The organism is Aquirufa salirivi, assembly GCF_045310485.1.
Taxonomy (GTDB): domain Bacteria; phylum Bacteroidota; class Bacteroidia; order Cytophagales; family Spirosomataceae; genus Aquirufa; species Aquirufa salirivi.
In genome coordinates this window covers 18,770-39,103 of record NZ_JBEWZH010000002.1, presented here as the reverse complement: position 1 = coordinate 39,103, position 20,334 = coordinate 18,770, and the positions used below count along the sequence as shown (strand labels likewise).

15 protein-coding genes are annotated in these 20,334 nt (G+C 38.1%); 10 read left to right on the top strand and 5 right to left on the bottom strand.

Going from position 1 to position 20,334, the window contains the following annotated elements; all coding sequences use genetic code 11:
• Window positions 1–1,482: a type III PLP-dependent enzyme domain-containing protein gene (locus U0R11_RS02565; protein WP_406749652.1), complete on the bottom strand. Its 1,482-nt coding sequence runs from the start codon at window positions 1,480–1,482 to the stop codon at window positions 1–3.
• 102 nt (window positions 1,483–1,584) lie between these two features.
• Between U0R11_RS02565 and U0R11_RS02560 the strand changes: the two genes are divergently transcribed.
• Complete coding sequence (locus U0R11_RS02560; RefSeq protein WP_406749651.1) at window positions 1,585–2,955, top strand: UDP-N-acetylmuramate--L-alanine ligase; 1,371 nt, start codon at window positions 1,585–1,587, stop codon at window positions 2,953–2,955.
• Here U0R11_RS02560 and U0R11_RS02555 read toward each other — a convergent pair.
• The gene (locus U0R11_RS02555) at window positions 2,941–4,215 is read right to left on the bottom strand and encodes a DUF349 domain-containing protein (RefSeq protein ID WP_406749650.1); all 1,275 of its coding nucleotides are present in this window, start codon (window positions 4,213–4,215) and stop codon (window positions 2,941–2,943) included. The two genes, U0R11_RS02560 and U0R11_RS02555, sit on opposite strands and share 15 nt — an antisense overlap.
• Before the next feature lie 219 nt (window positions 4,216–4,434).
• Between U0R11_RS02555 and ettA the strand changes: the two genes are divergently transcribed.
• From ettA to U0R11_RS02530, 5 genes are read left to right on the top strand one after another with little or no spacing between them, the layout of a single operon-like run.
• Entirely contained in the window at window positions 4,435–6,102 is a 1,668-nt protein-coding gene (gene ettA / locus U0R11_RS02550; protein ID WP_406749649.1) for an energy-dependent translational throttle protein EttA, read from the top strand.
• Window positions 6,103–6,474 (top strand): DMT family protein, encoded by a 372-nt coding sequence (locus U0R11_RS02545; RefSeq protein WP_406749648.1) that lies wholly within the window; start codon window positions 6,103–6,105, stop codon window positions 6,472–6,474.
• Window positions 6,475–6,504: 30 nt separating this feature from the next.
• Window positions 6,505–7,464 carry an AAA family ATPase gene (locus U0R11_RS02540; RefSeq protein WP_406749647.1) on the top strand — a complete coding sequence of 320 codons (960 nt, stop codon included), beginning with the start codon at window positions 6,505–6,507 and terminating at the stop codon, window positions 7,462–7,464.
• A 56-nt stretch (window positions 7,465–7,520) separates the two neighbouring features.
• Entirely contained in the window at window positions 7,521–9,731 is a 2,211-nt protein-coding gene (locus U0R11_RS02535) for a glycosyl hydrolase family 28 protein (RefSeq protein ID WP_406749646.1), read from the top strand.
• A 10-nt stretch (window positions 9,732–9,741) separates the two neighbouring features.
• Window positions 9,742–10,200 (top strand): DUF1569 domain-containing protein, encoded by a 459-nt coding sequence (locus tag U0R11_RS02530; protein WP_406749645.1) that lies wholly within the window; start codon window positions 9,742–9,744, stop codon window positions 10,198–10,200.
• A gap of 1 nt (window position 10,201) precedes the next feature.
• On the opposite strand, the gene U0R11_RS02525 is transcribed toward U0R11_RS02530, so the two are convergent.
• Entirely contained in the window at window positions 10,202–10,639 is a 438-nt protein-coding gene (locus U0R11_RS02525) for an Lcl domain-containing protein (protein WP_406749644.1), read from the bottom strand.
• Window positions 10,640–11,080: 441 nt separating this feature from the next.
• Here U0R11_RS02525 and U0R11_RS02520 point away from each other — a divergent pair, with 441 nt between their 5' ends.
• The 4 genes from U0R11_RS02520 to U0R11_RS02505 are packed head-to-tail and all read left to right on the top strand — an operon-like array spanning window position 11,081 to window position 17,918.
• Window positions 11,081–11,842: a hypothetical protein gene (locus U0R11_RS02520; protein ID WP_406749643.1), complete on the top strand. Its 762-nt coding sequence runs from the start codon at window positions 11,081–11,083 to the stop codon at window positions 11,840–11,842.
• 26 nt (window positions 11,843–11,868) lie between these two features.
• Complete coding sequence (locus tag U0R11_RS02515; RefSeq protein ID WP_406749642.1) at window positions 11,869–15,165, top strand: tetratricopeptide repeat protein; 3,297 nt, start codon at window positions 11,869–11,871, stop codon at window positions 15,163–15,165.
• Window positions 15,166–15,177: 12 nt separating this feature from the next.
• On the top strand, window positions 15,178–16,854 hold the full coding sequence (locus U0R11_RS02510; RefSeq protein ID WP_406749641.1) for a hypothetical protein: 1,677 nt from the start codon (window positions 15,178–15,180) through the stop codon (window positions 16,852–16,854).
• Between the two features lie 38 nt (window positions 16,855–16,892).
• The gene (locus U0R11_RS02505; RefSeq protein ID WP_406749640.1) at window positions 16,893–17,918 is read left to right on the top strand and encodes an NAD(P)H-dependent glycerol-3-phosphate dehydrogenase; all 1,026 of its coding nucleotides are present in this window, start codon (window positions 16,893–16,895) and stop codon (window positions 17,916–17,918) included.
• On the opposite strand, the gene U0R11_RS02500 is transcribed toward U0R11_RS02505, so the two are convergent.
• Entirely contained in the window at window positions 17,919–18,311 is a 393-nt protein-coding gene (locus tag U0R11_RS02500) for an HIT family protein (protein ID WP_269010328.1), read from the bottom strand.
• Between the two features lies 1 nt (window position 18,312).
• On the bottom strand, window positions 18,313–20,274 hold the full coding sequence (locus U0R11_RS02495; protein WP_205753257.1) for a KUP/HAK/KT family potassium transporter: 1,962 nt from the start codon (window positions 20,272–20,274) through the stop codon (window positions 18,313–18,315).
• Between the last annotated feature and the right edge of the window lie 60 nt (window positions 20,275–20,334).

The following is a 20,334-nucleotide window of genomic DNA, read 5'->3' as shown; positions in this document are numbered from 1 at the left end:
TTAAACAGATGCTAATTTAGTTTTTGATTTAATCTCAAGCTCAATTTTCGCTTTCAAATCCTCCTCCTGCTGTATCGTCACCGCTTGGTTATAACCTAAGATATTCAACATAGTGCTACTATTTTGCTCCTCGGAAAACAAGCGGGTTGTTACGGTTCCATCCTCCAAACGATCTATAATCACATGTTTAGGAGCTGGAATTAAACAATGTTGAATACCTCCATAACCTCCCAGAGACTCCTGATAGGCCCCCGTGTGGAAGAACCCAACGTATTGTCGCTCAGTAGCTTCCTCAAAAATAGGCAAATATAAGTCAGAACTATGCGCTTCCGTATTATAAAAATCCATGGAATCACATGTCAAGCCTCCTAAATTCACTTTTTGATAAGGAGAACCCCAATTATTCACAGGTAACATAATGTACTTTTGGTTCATTCCCCAAGAATCTGGCAATTGAGTAATGAAAGATCCATCAATCATATACCAAAGCTCCTTGTCGTTTTGCAATTTTTGATCAATAATTTCATACAAAACAGCTCCACTTTCCCCTACTGAATAAGATCCAAATTCAGTAAAAATATTTGGAACAGGAACGTTGTTTTTATTACAAATCCAAGAGATTGATTCTACAATCTCATCCACCATGGCCTGATAATCATAATTAAATTGCAAGGATGTCTGAATCGGTAAGCCTCCTCCTAAATCAATGGAATCCAATTCTGGACAGATTTTTTTAATCTCACAATACTTATAAATAAATCGACTTAACTCCGACCAATAATAAGCACTGTCCTTAATTCCTGTATTGATGAAGAAATGCAACATCTTCAAATTAAAACGAGGATTAGGCTTAATTTTCTCCAAATACAAGGTATTTACATCGGAATAGCGTACTCCCAAACGAGAGGTATAAAAAGCAAAATCGGGTTCCTCATCCGTTGCTATTCGAATAGCTAAGTTCACCTTATCGGCTGTTACCGACTTCTCGTAAAAATCAATTTCCTTCAAATTATCCAAAATTGGAATGCAGTTGAAACCTTCATTGATAAATTCTGAAATGTATTGCGTATACAATGGCTGCTTGTAGCCATTGCATAAAATATACGTTGATTTAGAGATTTTTCCACGCTCATACATATCCCGAATAATTGGTATGTCAAAGGCACTACTCGTCTCTAAATGCACATGTTGCTTAATTACCTCATCCAAAACAAAGGAGAAATGAGATGATTTTGTGCAATAACAATAGGTATAATTTCCTTTGTAATTGTACTTTTTAATTGCATTTCTAAACAATAATTTGGCATTATCAATATGCTCACCAATCTTGGGTAAATAGGATAATTTTAATGGCGTACCATACTGTTTAATAATCTCCATCAAGGGCACATTATTAAACAATAACTCATTGTTCTCATTGATATTAAATTCTCGTGTAGGGAATTCAATGGTTTGATCAATTAGATCGATGTAATTTTTCATGGATACTTACCAAATTAAAAAACGAGTACTCTCGAATTGTGGAAAAACGTGCAAAACTGCAATAAAAGTATGTACTTTGCAAACTATTCTATACAATGTTACATGCCAAAAATTCATTTTATCGCTATAGGTGGTGCGGCGATGCATAATCTAGCCTTAGCTCTTCAGGTTCAAGGATATAAAATTACCGGTTCAGATGATGAAATCTACGAACCTTCTAAAAGTTTACTTGACCAACATGGTATTTTACCTGAGCACTACGGATGGTATCCTGAGAAAATCACAACAGATTTAGATTGCGTGATTGTGGGCATGCATGCTCGTGCGGATAATCCTGAATTACTAAAAGCACAAGAATTAGGTCTACGTATAGAATCTTATCCTTCCTTCTTGTACCAACACAGTAAAAACAAGCAGCGTATCGTCATCGCAGGTAGCCATGGGAAAACCAGCATTACATCCATGGTGCTTCATGTGCTCAAAACACTCCATAAAAAATTTGATTATTTAGTGGGTGCTCGAATTGAGGGTTTCGACTTCATGGCATCATTATCAGATGCACCTATTATCATCATTGAAGGGGATGAATATTTGGCCTCTCCCATTGACAGAAGGGCTAAATTCTTATTATACCAAGCTCATATTGCTTTGATTTCTGGTATTGCCTGGGATCATATTAATGTATATCCGACTTTCGAATCCTACACGGCTTCTTTTAAAGAATTAATCAAGTCCATGCCCAAGGCTGGAACTTTATTTTTCGACCAAACGGATACCTTATTGGAACAATTAACGGAGGCTTGCCCAAATCATACAGATAAATCAGGCTATTCAGCTCATCCTTCCTACATAAAAAATGGGCAAACTATTTTAAAGGGATTAGATGGAAAAGAATACGAAATTCAGATTTTTGGAGAACATAGTTTAAAAAACCTGAATGGCGCCCGTTTACTTTGTGAACAAGTGGGTGTTTCCACGAGTGATTTTTATCAAGCCATACAATCATTCAAAGGTGCGGCAAAACGGCTGGAGCTAGTCGGGAAATCGGATTCTTGTTTATTCTATAAGGATTTTGCCCATGCTCCATCAAAAGTAAAAGCAACTACTCTGGCTGTCAAGAATCAATATCCACAAAGAAAACTGATTGCTTGCCTAGAATTACATACGTTCAGTAGCTTAAATCCTGCATTTTTACCACATTATGCTAAGACTTTGCAAGCTGCTGATGCTGCGGTAGTCTATTTAAGCGAACATGCCCGTGAAATAAAAAGAATGGACCGAATGGAAGATGATCAAGTACAACAGTATTTTGAACACCCTAATCTACTCATTCTGAGAAATCCCGGTGATTTGATGGCTTATTTACACACACAGTCTTGGACACAAAGCAACCTGTTGATGATGTCATCAGGTACCTTTGATGGGCTAGATTTGATGGGCTTAGCCCATCAGATGGGACTAAGCGTTGAGTAATTGATCCAATTCAGCTTTAAATCCAGTTAAAAGTATTTCTTTCATGCTGATTTTACGCTTTTGCGTATTGATCTTACTTTGAATTGGCTTCTCTTCCATTTGACGATCTTGCTCAGCTTGGGCGATAAAACTTTCCAATTCACTGCGCTCTTTTTTGGTCATGTAATCCATCTGATTAATCATGATTTTTAATTGCTCTATTCTTGGCTTGTCGTTCAATGCTGGATGGCGATATGAAATAACGCGTAGCAGATAATTCATTTCGAAGATCTTATCGCAAATGGTTCTAAAACGCTCTGCTAAGCTTCGATCCAAGGATTTCATTTGAGCTGTAATTTCTTTCCATTTCACCAAATAGGCCTTCGCCTTATCTGCAATGGCTGGCATATTAACCTGATCGCTCAACTTTGACTCTAATTCTTGGGTCATAGCCACCAACTCCTGCATGCGAGGGTCGATGCGTGGCTTAACTTCAATACCCTTAATTCGGTTGTATTTTTCAAAGAACATATCGTTTGCCTTTTTGAAATTCTTCCAAAGCATCGATTGTTTTTTGGGAGGTAAACCTAATACGGTTTTCCACTCACGCTGTAAGTCTTTTACCTTACCTACTGAATCATCGATATCGGGTGCTTTTCTCAATTGATGCACCCCATCAATAAATCCTTGAAGTTTGGCTATTTTTTCATCTATGATTCGATTCTTTTCTTCAAAATACACCCTTCTACGCAAGAAAAATGCTTCTAGAATGGCTTGAAAAATATCGGTTAATTCATCTTGAAACTGGCGATCAACAGGACCTGTCTTAACCCATTTGGATTTAATTTCTACCAATTGTTCGGTAGCTAACAGAACATCTTCTCCATGAGCTGCATTTTTAGCATCCTCAATGAGCGCCCGTTTAATCTCTAAATTCTTTACTTGATTTTGTTGAATCAAAGAGCGTAAAAACTCTTCTATTCGTTCTAATTCATCAAACAAAGGCTTAAAATCTCCTAAACCATCAAACTCAGCCAAATAAGCTTTCATTTGAACTACTTTAGTCAAAAATGACCCTTTGTTTTGAACTTCCTTTACTTCGTTTGATAGATCAGCTACTTTTTTCTTTGCCAATTCAAATCGATTGACAAAATACTGAAGTGCTTCTTGTTCTGTATTACGAACAAACCCTATTTCACGCTCGGGAAAGTTAAGAAATGCTTTGATATAGACTTTGCCGTCTTGACAAAATCCGTATTCATTGGAGGTGGTTGCTTCCATCTTTTGATCTGAGAGAGCTTCAAGCAAATGCTATGGCTCAAAAATTAGGTGTGGTTTAAATAATCTTTATTACAAAGCCCTAAATTATTTAAATTTTAATAAATCTCTAAACAATTTGAATTAATAATCTTTTTAAAAATATAGGCAATCCAAAAATAATCAAGAAACTGTTTCCAGCTTTTTCCGATATTTGTAGCTTATTAAAATCTCAAACCCCGCATGAGCAACGAAACGATCATATTTTCCATGGAAAGGGTCTCCAAGACCATCCCTCCTCAGAAAACTATTTTAAAAAATATTTACCTGTCTTTCTTTTACGGAGCCAAAATCGGTGTGCTTGGTCTCAATGGTTCGGGTAAGTCTACCTTGCTTCGAATTATTGCGGGCATCGACAAGTCCTATACAGGTGATGTGGTATTTTCACCTGGTTATACTGTGGGTTTATTGGAACAAGAACCACAATTAGACCCCAACAAAACGGTATTAGACGTAGTAGAAGAAGGTGTCGCCGAAATTAAAAACTTGTTGAGGGAATTTGATGAAATCAATGAAGCCTTTGCTGAACCTGATGCGGATTTTGACAAATTACTGTCACGACAAGGTGAAGTACAGGAAAAATTGGATCATTTCAATGCCTGGGAACTAGATAACCGTTTGGAAAAGGCGATGGATGCATTGCGTTGTCCACCATCCGATGCCCTCATTAGCACCTTGTCAGGGGGAGAAAAAAGACGTGTGGCTTTATGCCGCCTCTTACTTCAAGAGCCTGATGTATTATTACTCGATGAGCCGACCAACCACTTGGATGCTGAGTCTGTTTGGTGGTTAGAAGAACATTTGCGTCAATACAAAGGAACCGTTATTGCTGTAACCCACGATCGTTATTTCTTAGATAATGTAGCTGGTTGGATTTTGGAACTAGACCGCGGTGAAGGTATTCCTTGGAAAGGAAATTATACATCTTGGTTGGAGCAAAAGCAAAATCGTTTAGCCCAAGAGGAAAAAACGGAGTCCCGTCGTCAGAAGACATTACAACGTGAATTAGAATGGGTAAGAATGGCCCCAAAGGCGCGTCAAGCCAAATCTAAAGCGCGTATCGGCGCCTATGAAAAACTCCTTTCGGAAGAAAACAAACAGAAAGAAGATAAATTAGAAATCTATATCCCTGCCGGTCCACGTTTAGGTAATAAGGTCATCGAAGTACAAGGTGTTTCCAAATCATATGGGGACAAGCTACTTTTTGAAAACTTAAGTTTTTCATTGCCTCCAGCAGGCATTGTCGGTATTATCGGACCCAACGGTGCGGGTAAAACTACTTTGTTTAAACTCATCACAGGACAGGTACTACCAGATACTGGAAGCTTTGAGGTAGGAGAAACGGTACAACTAGCCTATGTAGATCAGGAACACCATCAATTAAAAGCTGAAAAATCCGTTTTTGAAACAATTTCAGATGGGAATGATTGGGTGATGTTAGGAGGAAAGCAAAGTAATGCACGTGCCTATGTGAGTAAATTTAACTTCAACGGAGCTGATCAAGAGAAAAAAATTGGCAACCTTTCTGGTGGAGAGCGTAACCGAGTGCATTTATCCATGATGTTAAAGGAAGGGGCTAACGTTTTACTTCTGGATGAACCAACCAACGACTTGGATGTGAATACACTCCGTGCCTTAGAAGAAGGCTTGGAGAATTTTGCCGGTTGTGCGGTGGTCATCTCCCACGACAGATGGTTCCTAGACCGTATCGCTACCCATATTTTAGCCTTTGAAGGTGACTCTCAAGTTACTTGGTTTGAAGGGAATTATTCAGAATACGAAGAAGCTAGAAAAAAACGCTTGGGCAATGATATTAACCCTAAGCGTATCCGATACAAGAAATTAAATTAAATGAGAGGAGTCATCACCATTACTTTGCTCGTATTATCCAATGTCTTTATGACCTTGGCTTGGTATGGGCATTTACAATGGAAAGAAAGCTCCTGGCTGAAGCATGCGGGGATTTGGACCATCATACTTTTCAGCTGGGGACTCGCTTTTTTTGAATATTTGATGCAAGTGCCTGCCAACCGAATTGGATTTAAAGATAATGGCGGACCATTTTCTTTTTTTGAATTAAAAACCATTCAAGAAGCCATTTCCCTGATAGTCTTCACCCTTTTTCTTATTTTCGTTGTCAAATCCGAAAAACTAGCTTGGAATCATTTCTTGGGATTTGGCCTAATACTTCTGGCAGTTTATGTTATTTTTAAAAAATGGTAAGCTCCGAAGGGATCATAATATACTGAAACGATGGAATCTAGAGAAAAAATAAATGCCCTTTTAAACGAGATGGGCCAAGTGGTGGTGGGCCAAGAGAGGTTGATCAATCGACTTTTAGTGGGCTTATTCACGGGTGGCCATGTGCTTTTGGAAGGAGTCCCTGGATTGGCAAAAACCTTGACCATCAATACCTTAGCTAAGATTCTTGATCTCAATTTCCACCGTATACAGTTTACTCCGGATTTATTACCTGCCGATTTGGTAGGAACCATGATTTACAATCCACTAAAAAATGAGTTTGAAGTAAAAAAGGGGCCTATTTTTGCTCAAATCATCTTAGCCGATGAAATAAATCGTGCCCCTGCTAAAGTACAATCTGCCTTATTGGAGGCCATGGCAGAAAAACAAGTAACTATCGGTGACACTACCTATCCTTTGGATAAACCCTTTTTGGTTTTAGCTACTCAGAATCCTGTAGAACAAGAAGGAACATTTCCCTTACCTGAAGCACAAGTAGATCGCTTCATGCTGAAAGTATTCCTGAATTACTTGGATAAAGAACAGGAACTAGAAGTGATGCGTAAAATGTCGAACATGGACTTCCAATATGAAGTGAAGACCATCATGAATTTGGAAGATATTCAGAAAATCAGAAAGGAAATCAACCAGATTACAATCAGTGAAACCCTAGAAAAATACATCATTGAACTCATATTTGCTACTCGAAATCCCGCCGAGTATGGATTAGTTCAAGAAGCCAATTACATCCAATTCGGTGCCTCACCAAGGGCAAGTATCCACCTGAATCTTGCCGCAAAAGTGATGGCCTATTTGGAAGGACGTGATTATGTGTTGCCAGAAGATATAAAAGAAATGGCCCCCGACGTATTAAATCATCGTATCATATTAAATTATGTGGCGGAAGCAGATAATATAAGTACTCTTCAGATTATCCAATCGATTTTAAGTAGCGTAGCGATTAATCGATAAGTCGACGGGTATATTTGACTCTTGATTTTCTTTTATAGACAATGAAAACACTGTCTATGAAAACTCGCCTATTATTCCTTTTTATAAGCTTGGCTCTTTTTAGTTTCCAAGCCTCAGAGCCGCTGCGGGTCTTTCTCATTGGAGATTCTACCATGGCAGATAAAGTTCCTGCAGATTATCCTGAAACAGGCTGGGGTATGCCATTTGCTCATTTATTCAATGAGGCTGTTGAAGTTCAAAATCATGCTTATAATGGTCGGAGTACCAAAAGCTTTCGTCGAGAAGGTAGATGGGCTAAGGTATTCCAACAAATCAAAAAGGGTGATTATGTGTTCATCCAATTTGGCCATAATGATGCCAAATTTTCGGATACGAGCCGATATGCCGCTGCACAAACCGATTACCGTGAAAACCTGACTCGCTACATAAAGGAAACCCGATCTAAAGGTGGAATTCCTGTACTATTGACCTCCATACAAAGAAGAAAATTTGACTCAACAGGTACATTCGTGGACCAACATGGCGAATATCCACAAGTGGTTCGCGAAGTGGCCAAACAAGAAAAAGTACTGCTGATAGATTTAGAGAAAATCAGTCGGGCGCAAATTGAAAGACTAGGTCCGGAACTTTCCAAAAAAATATACCTTCACTACCCCGCGGGAATCTTCAAAAAATTCATGAAAGGGGTAATTGATGACACCCACTTTTCTGTTTATGGTGCATCATGGATGGCTCAGGCTGTTGCCTCAGCCTTTTTCGACTCCAATGAAGCGCTGAGAAGCTTCCTTAAAAAATCAGCTTTTAGTCAGAAATATCAATATGAATTACCGCTAGTAGCTGGAACTACATTTAAAAAAGACACATTTTCGATTGTTTCGTATGGGGCAAAATCATCCCCAACTTATCTAAATACGGCAGCAATCCAACAAGCGATTGATCTCTGTTCTGCCCAAGGAGGGGGTGTGGTCAACATTCCCGCAGGCTTTTGGTTAAGCGGTCCTATTGTATTAAAATCGCAGGTTAACCTACATCTTGAAGCTGGTGCTCTGCTTCAATTCAGTCATCAAAGTACAGATTTCCCTTTGGTGAAAACCTATTGGGAGGGAGTGGAGGCTATTCGAGCACAATCACCCATTTCAGCATTTAAGGCAAATAATATCGCCATCAGTGGGGCTGGAATCATCGATGGCGCTGGTGAAGCTTGGCGACCCGTAAAGAAAGGTAAATTAACCTCTGGGGAATGGTCCACTTTAGTTAAATCAGGTGGCGTACTAAATGAATCTAAGGACACTTGGTACCCTACGGCTGGCGCATTAAAAGCTGCTAATGTAGACCGTCCAGGAGTAGTTGCTGCAGGTTGGAATATCGAAAATGCCCAAGAAATAAAAGAATTTTTAAGGCCCAACATGATTAGTTTGATTGAATGTGAGCAAATATTGTTGGAGGGGGTAACCTTCCAAAATTCACCTGCTTGGAATATTCACCCATTACTTTGCAAACATCTGATTGTCAATCAAATAAAAGTAAAAAATCCTTGGTTTGCACAAAATGGAGATGGGATAGACATTGAATCTTGTGAATATGTTTTAGTTAAAAATAGCAGTTTTGATGTCGGAGACGATGGAATTTGTCTCAAATCAGGAAAGGATGAAGAGGGTCGAAAAAGAGCAAGACCTAGTGCCCATATCTGGATAGATCAATGCCAAGTATTTCATGGACATGGGGGTGTCGTGGTTGGAAGTGAAATGTCGGGTGGAATTCATGATTTATTTGTTTCTAATTGTCAGTTTTTAGGAACTGATGTAGGGCTTCGATTTAAAACTGCTAGGGGTCGAGGAGGAATCGTAGAAAACGTCTATATCCGTGATATCCTTATGAAAAATATTGCTGGTGAAGCAATCTTGTTTGACATGTATTACCAAGGAAAAGATCCATTGAGCACCTTTGGCAATGGTGAGGAAAAGCCTGTTATAGCAGCTATGCCCATCAACCTAGGAACTCCCCAATTTAGATCTATTTGGGTAGAGCGCATTCGCGTAAAAGGCGCTGCGACAGGTTTACTCATTCGGGGCTTACCAGAAATGCCGATCAAAGAAATCAAATTAAAGGATGTTGAAATTGAATGCGATCAGGCTTACCGAGTCATTGAAGCGGATGGTATCGATTTAGAGCAGGTAATATTCACTAAAAACAAAGATCGAAAAAGCGAACTTTATCATGTTCAGCATTGGAAATTTTCTGGGAAAGAACTAACATTGAAAAAATAAAACCACTAGCATGCCTTATCCATCCATTTTTTCATCTGAAACTAGTCAACAAATTTTTGACCGAATTGATGCCCTGCAACCTGATTCTCCAGCATTATGGGGAAAGATGAATGTGTCCCAAATGTTGGCACATCTATGCGTACCTTATGAACAAATTAAAGGAGAAAATACGCAACAGGTGCCATGGTTTATGAAATTGATTTTGAAACTTTTTCTCAAAAAAACCTTGACCAATGAGCTCCCCTATCAAAAAAATACTCCCACGGCCCCTGCATTTATCAAAGTAGAAATTCATGATTATGAAAATGAAAAGCGTCGCCTAAAAAGCTACATTGGGGATATTGAAAAATTGGGGGCGGTACAACTCTGTCAGCAACCATCATTAAGTTTAGGCATGTTAAAGGAAAGTGAATGGAATAACATGCTTTACAAGCACCTAGATCACCATTTAAAACAGTTTGGCGTTTAATTTAAAAAGATCTAACCGCTATAACCCGCATGTTCAATCGTTTGAAATAGTTTGTTTGCATACCTGTATTCAGGTTATGTGTTACTGCATGTTCTTGATCTATTTCGGTGGAGGTCCAAAACCACGCTGATTTGAAAACATTATTGGACTTCATTTTTTTGAGGTTTAGTTTTTGATGAATTAATTCAAACTCTTCTCGAGTTGGTAATCTCCAATCATCAAATCCGTTCAAAACAAGGTTTTCACAGGCTAACAAGGCGTTAGGATAATCATATTGACCAATATCTTTGGTCGTTGCGATCAAGCCATGATTATCTTTTTCAAAAATCAAAAAACCACCTAATTTTTCTTGAGGGGCTTTGACATTAGCCCTTTGACCCATGGAAAAATAGGACCCACTAATAACAAACAATAAGATGGTAAAAAATTTCACTGACATATATGGGTTATTCCTTGTCAAAGTTCCGAAATAATTCCAATAATCATTTCATCTAGTCGGTAAATTGATGCTATTAATTGAAACTTATTCCCTGTCACATTGAGCTGAACCTTACTAAATTTGGGGCTCTTGGTCTATACATCTTGCAATTAAGGCCAAAAAGCTGTATTTTGAAATAATTTTACTTTGAACTTAACCAAAACCAAAATAATCATTACTTTAACCTATCCTACTCTCCGAATTTTAGGAAGGAATGGATGGTCATAATATGATTTTATACTAAAACCATTTTTGTCTATGCGTAGATCATAAACAAAGAAATGTATATTTTCAGATGGGCAGGATACTAAGAAAATTTCAAAGGAAATATGTGATGGTTGCAGACGTTTTATACACTAAGGCGGTTCAACCTCCTAGTATTTTTTGTTAGCCAGATTAATTATGTCAGCAAATTTAGAAGAACTTACTACTTTAGATGAAATCGTATTTCAGCATAGAAATCAAGAATACGGCGCATTTCAAATAAGGAGAAGTTATCCTTCTACCTTATATAAATCCGCCATAAAAGGTGCCCTTATTTTTACTTTAGCGATTATTTTGATGTTTTGCATACATCTTTGGCTGGATTCAAAGCAAGATAAAACAGACCTAAGCAAGGAAGTAACCGCTGAAGTGATGCGTTTAGCCCCTGCTCCACCGGTCAAAAAACAGGATGAATTAGCGCCTCCGCCACCCAAAGAAATCCCTAAAGTTACTAGCACAAAGTTCTTACCGCCAGAAATTAGACCAGATGATGACCCTACACCTGTAGTAAGACCTCCTGAACAAGATAAGATCAAAGGGAACCCAGGTAGAATTGATGCCCTAGGGGATGTTAATGAGGGTCAGCCGGATGGTCCTGAGCTGGAGGAAGAACCACCTGTTATTCCCTTTCCCATCAACAATGGCATTTGGGAATGGCCAAGTGGGAAAAGCCTACAAAGTTTGATTCCTAACGGTTCTACAGCTTGCTCGATTGATTTCAGGATAAAGATTAAGGCCGATGGAACAGTGAAAGAGATTCAAGCGAACAGTGATTGCGAAAGCAATGTGGAAGGTATTTTAACTAATTATTTTAAGAACCATCGTTTTGTTTTACAAAACACTAAAAAAGTGGGGATCGGACTAGCTGTCTCTTCAAAAAAAGAGTACATTTTGAATTAATCCGTGATACCCAATAGCATATTGACATGATGAAGGCAAATAAATCAGCCCTTTTTTATAGACCCATTTACCTGTTGTTATTCCTATTGGGAATGGCCACGATGATTTCCTATCCGGCATATTCTCAAGATTCCAATATCAATAAAAGTCCTTCTGAACAATTTAGAATAGCCAAAGATTATTACAATGCGGCTAATTATGCTGCCGCTAGAATGGAATTTTCTTTATTCTTAGAAAAAAATGCCAAGGACTTTGACCGTAATTCCAACGAAATCGTAGATGCTGAGTTTTTCATCGTTTTATGCGACTTTTACATCAATACCACTCGGGCTAAAGTAGCTGTAGAACGATTTATAGCCAACCATCCTTCCAGCTTAAAAACATCCATCTTGGTCAAAGAAATCGGGAGTTTTCTTTATAAAGCTGGTCAATACCAAGATGCAATACAATACATCGAACAGCGCGTTTCTATTTTAGACCCAGAAATTCGTTTCCAGTTGGCCATTTGCTATTTGCAAGTGGGACTAAATACCAAGGCCCTTAGCTTATTTGAACTATTAAGTAATGATGATAATGAATCAGTAGCTTATGCGGCTTCCTATTACTCTGGTTTACTAAAACTCAATCAAAAGCAATTTTCGGCGGCCATATTTGATCTAAAAAAAGCCGATGAAGCCCCTTTTCAATTGGCACAAGTCCCACTTTCAGATTCTGTTTGGGCAAAAATCAAGCGACAAATCCCCACCATGATTACTCAGGCCTATTACCAAATGGGTCCAGAAAAGTATGCCGAATTAATTGCTTATGCAGAACCTATCGTATTACTTGATACCCGTGAAGTAGAAAAGTCTGATATAGCTAGGCTATTGGGAGATATCTATTTTAACCAAGGGAAATTCAGTAAATCCGCTGAAATATATGCCAAGTATTTAGTCCTGAATGAAAGTAAAAGGTCCGTATTTCAAAACAATACAGAAGACATTCCTTTGAAACAAGCATTTTCTTTGTTTAAGTCTAGGCAATACCAAGCAAGTGAAAGCCTGCTAAAACAAGTTGCTAATAACGAAAGCTTAAGTGATTCTTTACGTCAACTGGTTTATTACCAGATAGGTATGTCTCAATATTATTTGAAACAATATGAAGCGGCAAGTAACAGTTTGAATCAAGCCATTCAAATTAATTGGAATAAATCCTTGGCGGAAGACGCCTATTTCAATCAACTTGTTGCCTTAGAAAACCAAGGTGATTTTGATGCCTTGATGAGTAAAATCAAAGGGTTTTTGCAACAATATCCTCAAAGCAAGCACCTGGCCAAATTGAATACCATGATTATTCATGCCATTAGTGAAAGTAGTATTCTAGCTAACCGTATTTATCAAGTGAAAGAGTTTTTCACTTATAATTATTTGCAAACAGAGGAATTTAAAAAAGCCTATCAAGAAAGAGCTTATAGCTTGGCAGTTTCATTATTTGACCAAGAAAATAACCTTGCCCAAGTAGATCAATTGTTTGCCTTGATCGAAGAAGTGAAAGCCTACCCTTACAACCCTCAATTGGTCTATTTAGCCAAGGTCTTACAAGGAGAAACCTATGGATTTTTGGCCAAAGCCTACCTTCAAAAGAAAAATCAGAAATTAACTAAAGAGGAAGAAAAAGTTCATCAATTTTATTTGAATAATCTGGTCCAAATATATTCTTCCTTACACCAAAGTCCTATTCCTACTAAGCTTGGCAGCGAATTAACTGTGGATAGCTCGATCTTAAAATATCAGATTAAATCTGCCTTGTTGAATGCTTTGATTGACCTAAATCAACAAAGACCATTACAACTGGCCTTGGCTTCAAACTTATTTCATTCTCCATTAGCAAATGCTGCAACACGTAAAAAAGTGATTGAGGTTTGGAAATATAATTCCACCAAAGAAGCTAGTGAATACCAAGAAAATAACCTTTTGGCACAAACGATCGGCTTATTAGATATTGCGTATGAAAAAGGCAGCCATGAAGAAAAAGAAGGCTATTTGTGGGATAAAATCAAGATTCTGGAAAAGCTCCGTCGCTACGATGATGTGAGTGATTTATATGGAAAATTCTTAAAAGAGTTCCCGAATTCTAAAAATAAGGAGATCGCCACCTTAAATCAGTGGATTAGTTTATACCAAAAAGGTGGGCGAGAAAATTATGTACAAGCGATTAAGGGCTTCACGGAAATTTTACAAAAAAATACCAAAACCTCTGTCCATTATAAAAGAGCATTGGATTTTAGATCTCAGACTTATGAAAAGCTATCCATTCTTTCACAAGGGGAAGATCAAATGTCAATGGGACGATTAGCCATTCAAGACAAGGAAGAACAATTAGCAAGCAGTCAAGGGGATACCATACGTGTTAGCGTGGTCAATAAGCTTAAAAACCTTTACAAGCGATTGAATCTTGAGGTAGAATGGGTAAAAAAGCATTACCAAGAATATGGCAGCGAAGAGAAATTTTGGGAAGATTGTGTGGAATTATATCAAAGCAAACGCTGGGATGTAGCCCGTACTACCATATTAGAATTCCAAAAAATCTATCCTAATTCTACTAACAGCAATACCTTGTTGAAGAATCTAGCAGCCTGCTCAGATAGCCTTCATGATTATCCTGGTGCCATTGAATATTACCAGCAAATTATCCACAAAAAAGAGAAATTTAAGCAAGCAGAAGTCATCAGTGCGGCAAAAAGAGCTGGAGAGATTGCTTTGGAAAATCAACAATTGGAAACAGCCATACGCTCCTTTCAATTTATCAAGTCGTATACCAAAGTCAGCCGTCACCAAAAAATGGCCAATGAAAATTTAGTTAGTATTTATTTGCAAACGAAACAGCTAGATTCCTTATATAATTTAACTTCTACTTGGGATGAGCTGTATGAAGTAGATGAAAAAAATACCTTATACCAAAATTATCTTCAAATAGCTATTGAGGCACAACAGCCTGAATTAGTCAAGAAATGGCTACAGAAAATCAGTGTTAATAACCACTTAAGTCCTGTGGTTCAACAGATTGTTATTGGCGCAGAAGCAGAACTGAAGTATGCGCAGCTTTTATTCCAAGAAAAGAAACACCAAGAATTGGATGAATTATTGGATAAAACTTTGATTCGTAAGGTTATTACCACGAATATCCGTACTAAAAAAACCTATTTCAGAGGCCTTTTATTGTATGCAGATAATTTAATGGCGCTGGATCAAAAGGATAAAGCCATGGGATATTATACAGCATTGTCCCAAAATATGGCCAAAGAAAATGATATTAGAAACTTAGCCAAGAGTCGATTAAAATAGATTGAAACAACAATGAGCAATTCATACCTACGCTATATTTTTATTATTGTTGGCTTTATTGTAAAGTCCGAAATGGCTATGTCTTTTGTTCCTCAGACAGCCGATACCATTCGAATAAACCGAGAAGTCAATCTAGGAGAATTGAAACTTTCTCAAGAGAAAATAAAATTTCCTACTTTTCGCGATAAGAAAAGTAATCAAAAACCTGTAGAAGTCCCTTTGAATTGGAGTAGTCAAGAGGTACATTCCTTAAAATGGTCAAAAATCAATCCAAGAGATGGGGAGGTTTTTGGATTAGATTCCTTGAACAATAACATCATTCGAGTAGGTGCTGGCAGTTTTGGATATACCTATTTAAACTTAAACCTCAATAAAGCTGATCAGCGATTAGGTTTTTATTTATCTCATGATGCCTATGCAGAAGGCCCTGTAGCGGACATTTTTTCTCAGAAAAAATTGAATAATATCAAAGTTTGGAGTCGCTCTAGAGCCGATAGTAAATTAGAACTAGAGACACATGTTGCCTATTCCCAATTAGGGACCAACTATTATGGATTTGAGCCTGGGCAAAAAATTCCTAGTTTCCGAGATCAGCGTTTGGTGTATGACACCTATAATTTTTTCGGAAAATTTGGTACCAACATTCCCAAATCCACCTTTGATTTTAATGCCAGTATTGATGTTTCAAGAATCAGTAATTTGAGTGAGGTTAGTGAATTAACGAGCAATGGCTCATTCTATTCCAAAATTAAATTGAAGTCCAACTCCTTCATCAATTTAAGTGGGGAAATGATCCTTTCGGAATATAAAACGCCTGACATGACCCTCACTAGAAGTTTTTCTAGACTTAGACCCTTTTACACATTCTCCAATTACTTTGTCACTGTTTCTGCAGGAGCGCATTTCTTACAAGAAACAAGCGATGGTCCTGAGCCTGCTAAAACAAGTTTTTTCCCTCAATTCTTGATAGACTTTTCTAGCTTAGATTATATCCACTTTTTTGCCGGCCTAGGTGGGGATGTACAATTCAATACCTATGCCAATTTTGTGAAACAAAATCCTTGGATGGCTCCTACTATCCTATTGAAAAACTCCTCACAAGTGGGTAATTTATATGCTGGAATTAAAGGGACGAACCGGTCAGATAAAGACAAAGCAGGGGATATCGATTTTGAATTTAAAATTGCCTATTCCGAATACACGGATTTACCAATCATCTCCAATTCCTTACTTGATCCCAAACAATTTGTCCTCACTTATGTGGGAGGTCTAAAAAAAGTTCAGGTAACTACCTTTTCTGGAAACTTTGACTTACAAGTGAGTAAATCCATCAAAAGTGCTGTTCGATTTAATTACGACAACTACGAATCTTTGGGTGATTTAGAAAAAGCTTTCCACAGACCAGCTTGGAAAATCAATTGGAATGGAACCATCCTGTTAGGCAATAAACTCTCCATCATTCCTACGATTGAATACATCAATGGTTTATTTGCCTGGAGCCCTTCCGAATCAAAAGTGAAAGCCATGGAGGAGATTTTTGATTTAAATTGCCATGTCAATTTCAAATTTAATGATAAGCTTGCCTTAGGAGTTAATTTGAATAACTTATTGAATAGAAATTTCCAGCGATACCTGAATTACCCAAGTCTAGGGTATAATTTTGGTGGAGTACTTACTTATTCCTTTTAATCTAAACTCATTCCACCTTTTTAAATTAATTTTGCGCTATGAGTCAAATCGAGGAACTTAAGAAAAAAATCCCTACCCATATTACGGTATTGGGAGGAGGAAGTTGGGCAACTGCTCTAGTAAAAATATTGTCTGAAAATCAAGTTAAAATCAAGTGGTGGATTCGTAGAAAAACTGATGTTGATTTTATCCGAAAATACAACCATAACCCTAGCTATTTAACGGATGTGGCTATTAATCCACGCAAAGTTAAGACATACCATAAAATGTCCGATGCCTTGCATGGGGTAGAATACATTATTTTAGCTGTACCCGCCGCCTTTATACCCAGTACTTTAAAAGATCTAAATAAGAAACATTTCGAGGGCAAAAAAGTGGTTTCTGCCATCAAGGGCATGATTCCTGAAGAAAATATGCTCGTGACTGATTGGATAGAAAGGGAATTTAACTTACCACTAGGTCAAACCTGTGTGATTGCGGGCCCTTGTCATGCCGAAGAGGTGGCTTTGGAAAAACAGTCTTACCTGACCATCGCTTCTCCCAATTTGGCATTGGCTCAGTCTTTTTCAAATTTACTGAATAGTCGTTTTTTACAGGCCCATGCCATTGAAGATTTATATGGAGTGGAGTATTGTGCCGTTATTAAAAACATCATTGCAATGGCCTGTGGTATCACCCGAGGCTTGGGTTTTGGGGATAACTTCCAAGCCGTTTTAGTCAGCAATGCCATGCAGGAGATAAAGCTATTCTTGGATGCAGTAGATCCTGAAACCAATCGTGATTTAAATAGCTCAGGATACTTGGGCGACTTATTAGTGACTGCCTATTCTCAGTTCTCTAGAAATAGAACATTTGGTAATATGATTGGCCGAGGATACTCTGTCAAATCAGCCCAGATTGAAATGAATATGATTGCAGAGGGATATTATGCAGTGAGAAGTATTTACCATATTTCTAGACAACATAAAATCCAATTGCCCATTATTGAGGCAGTTTATGCGATTGTATATGAGAAAGCCAACCCTCAAATGGAAATGAATAAATTGAAGGGTTTTCTGAAGTAACTACAAAAAAGAGCGAATCAACTCCGCTGTTTTAGCTAACGATTCTTGACTAACCTGCAATTTTGCTTGGGTAAAATTCAAATCATTGGCAGTGGTCATCGGTACTAAATGCACGTGAGCATGTGGCACTTCCAAACCAATAACCGCGACCCCTATCCTTTTGCAAGGAATGGCTTTTCGGATGGCAGGTGCTACGGACTGAGCAAATTTCATCAAGTCGGCCAATTGATCTGGTGCCAAATCGAAAATATAATCTGTCTCTTCTTTTGGCACGACTAATACATGTCCTTCCACCAAAGGCATCACATCCAAGAAGGCTAAAAATTGCTCATTTTCAGCAATTTTGTGACAAGGGATTTCTCCCGCAATTATTTTGCTAAATATCGTGCTCATATTAGTCTACGCGTCTCAAATTACATTTTGAAATAGGCTTAATGATCAATGGTACTTTCTCTAATTTTACCGCATCACTATCTAAACCAAACCATTTATCTTCTGAATTCATAAACTGTTTTAAGAAGAAATAAAACTTCATGACCAGTCGATCCATCAATGGCAATTCATTATCAAAGGATAAAAATTTCTCCAATACAACAAATCGGAAATCACCTATCACGTTTTGCTCATTCAATGACTTATAGCGGGAGGTTATATCCACTTCTCCACGGGCAACCATTTCTTCCACTACTTTTCTAAAGTACAAATTGATTCTTTGCTCCACTCGGAAACCCAATTTAAAATTCACCTTGATGATATCATCCGGCTCTATCACCGTTACCTTATAGTCCATAGTATAAGGCTCATCTAAGGTGTCAACATGTACAAACCAATAAATATCTGCCCGCTTCGGTCTACGTTGAAAGATAGAATAGATAATTTTGGACTCAATATCAGAAACACGACCAGCGTTGGACATAAATACCAAGTGAGTAGCATATTTGGGAATGGTTTCATCACGACTGAGCTCTTTCAAAGGCTCTACATAGTCAGCTAGTTTTTCGTATTCCGTTAAGTCCTTTTTAATACGTGTGGCCCTAAACCAAACATACATAACCAATAAAATGACACCTGCTATAAACAAGGACACATAACCCCCATGGGAGAATTTCTGCAAATTAGCTACCAAAAATGCCCCTTCTAAAGAGATATAAACGACTAAAAATAAGAGTATCCACCACATATCAATCTTCTTGATATGTAGGTAATAAGCCATCAATGAGGTAGTCATTAACATGGTTAGGGTAATTGCCAAACCATAGGCGGCTTCCATATTCGCAGATTCCTTAAACCAAAGTACGACACCTACGCATCCCAACCAAAGAAAAATATTGATAGAAGGAACATACAACTGACCTTTTTGGTCTGATGGATATATGAGGCGGACCTTTGGCCAAAAATTCAAACGAATCGCTTCTGAAATCAGCGTAAATGATCCTGAAATCAAAGCCTGACTAGCAATGACCGCTGCAGCAGTAGCTATACAAATTCCTGTGAATAGGAATTCTCTAGGGAGCAATTCAAAGATAGGCTTTCTACCATCAAGCAACATCCCTTGATGTTGTAATAACCAAGCACCTTGTCCAAAATATTGAAGCAACAAAGCTATTTTGACGAATATCCAGCTGATCCGTATATTATCCCGACCGCAATGTCCCAAATCAGAGTACAATGCTTCCGCTCCAGTGGTACATAAAAACACCGCACCTAGTGTCCAGAAACCTGCAGTACCTGCTTGATGGGAAGTTAATAATGCCCAAGCATAATGAGGAGATACAGCACGAAGGATACTCCAATCATGTTCAATCCATAACAATCCAGTTAGGGCTAACATACTAAACCAAAGTAACATGATGGGTCCAAATAACTTCCCTACAACCTTGGTTCCTAAAATTTGAAAAATAAACAAACCCGTTAATATGACAATTACAATAGGTACGGTATCTGTCACGTAAGGTAAACCCTCTTTGGTTTTCAGCATTTTTAATCCTTCTACAGCAGAAGAAACTGAAATGGGTGGCGTAATAATACCATCAGCCAACAAGGTGGCTCCACCGATAATGGCAGGCAAAGTCAACCATTTGGCATGTCGACGAACTAATGCAAACAAGGCAAAGATTCCTCCTTCACCCTTGTTGTCGGCACGTAAAATTAAAATAACGTACTTGAGAGTCGTTTGAAGGGTCAGTGTCCAAAAAATACAAGACAAGCCCCCCAATATCATCAGCTCATTGATAGGATCTTTTCCTATGATGGCCTGCATAACATACAAAGGAGATGTCCCAATATCTCCGTAGATGATACCCATGGCTACGAGCAGTCCAGCTGCAGTAGCCGTGTTTTTGTGTTTTTGTTCCATTATAAAGTGTGGGAGCGTAAATTTATTACCAAGCGAATTAGTTTAACGTAAGAATGCAAA

What these genes read in the sequence shown, in the direction of transcription:
- U0R11_RS02510 (WP_406749641.1), top strand. Translation starts at nt 15,178, where the DNA reads ATGAGCAATTCATACCTACGCTATATTTTTATTATTGTTGGCTTTATT.
- U0R11_RS02535 (WP_406749646.1), top strand. Translation starts at nt 7,521, where the DNA reads ATGAAAACTCGCCTATTATTCCTTTTTATAAGCTTGGCTCTTTTTAGT.
- U0R11_RS02525 (WP_406749644.1), bottom strand. Translation starts at nt 10,639, where the DNA reads ATGTCAGTGAAATTTTTTACCATCTTATTGTTTGTTATTAGTGGGTCC.
- U0R11_RS02565 (WP_406749652.1), bottom strand. Translation starts at nt 1,482, where the DNA reads ATGAAAAATTACATCGATCTAATTGATCAAACCATTGAATTCCCTACA.
- U0R11_RS02545 (WP_406749648.1), top strand. Translation starts at nt 6,103, where the DNA reads ATGAGAGGAGTCATCACCATTACTTTGCTCGTATTATCCAATGTCTTT.
- U0R11_RS02520 (WP_406749643.1), top strand. Translation starts at nt 11,081, where the DNA reads ATGTCAGCAAATTTAGAAGAACTTACTACTTTAGATGAAATCGTATTT.
- U0R11_RS02505 (WP_406749640.1), top strand. Translation starts at nt 16,893, where the DNA reads ATGAGTCAAATCGAGGAACTTAAGAAAAAAATCCCTACCCATATTACG.
- ettA (WP_406749649.1), top strand. Translation starts at nt 4,435, where the DNA reads ATGAGCAACGAAACGATCATATTTTCCATGGAAAGGGTCTCCAAGACC.
- U0R11_RS02540 (WP_406749647.1), top strand. Translation starts at nt 6,505, where the DNA reads ATGGAATCTAGAGAAAAAATAAATGCCCTTTTAAACGAGATGGGCCAA.
- U0R11_RS02500 (WP_269010328.1), bottom strand. Translation starts at nt 18,311, where the DNA reads ATGAGCACGATATTTAGCAAAATAATTGCGGGAGAAATCCCTTGTCAC.
- U0R11_RS02555 (WP_406749650.1), bottom strand. Translation starts at nt 4,215, where the DNA reads ATGGAAGCAACCACCTCCAATGAATACGGATTTTGTCAAGACGGCAAA.
- U0R11_RS02515 (WP_406749642.1), top strand. Translation starts at nt 11,869, where the DNA reads ATGATGAAGGCAAATAAATCAGCCCTTTTTTATAGACCCATTTACCTG.
- U0R11_RS02560 (WP_406749651.1), top strand. Translation starts at nt 1,585, where the DNA reads ATGCCAAAAATTCATTTTATCGCTATAGGTGGTGCGGCGATGCATAAT.
- U0R11_RS02530 (WP_406749645.1), top strand. Translation starts at nt 9,742, where the DNA reads ATGCCTTATCCATCCATTTTTTCATCTGAAACTAGTCAACAAATTTTT.
- U0R11_RS02495 (WP_205753257.1), bottom strand. Translation starts at nt 20,274, where the DNA reads ATGGAACAAAAACACAAAAACACGGCTACTGCAGCTGGACTGCTCGTA.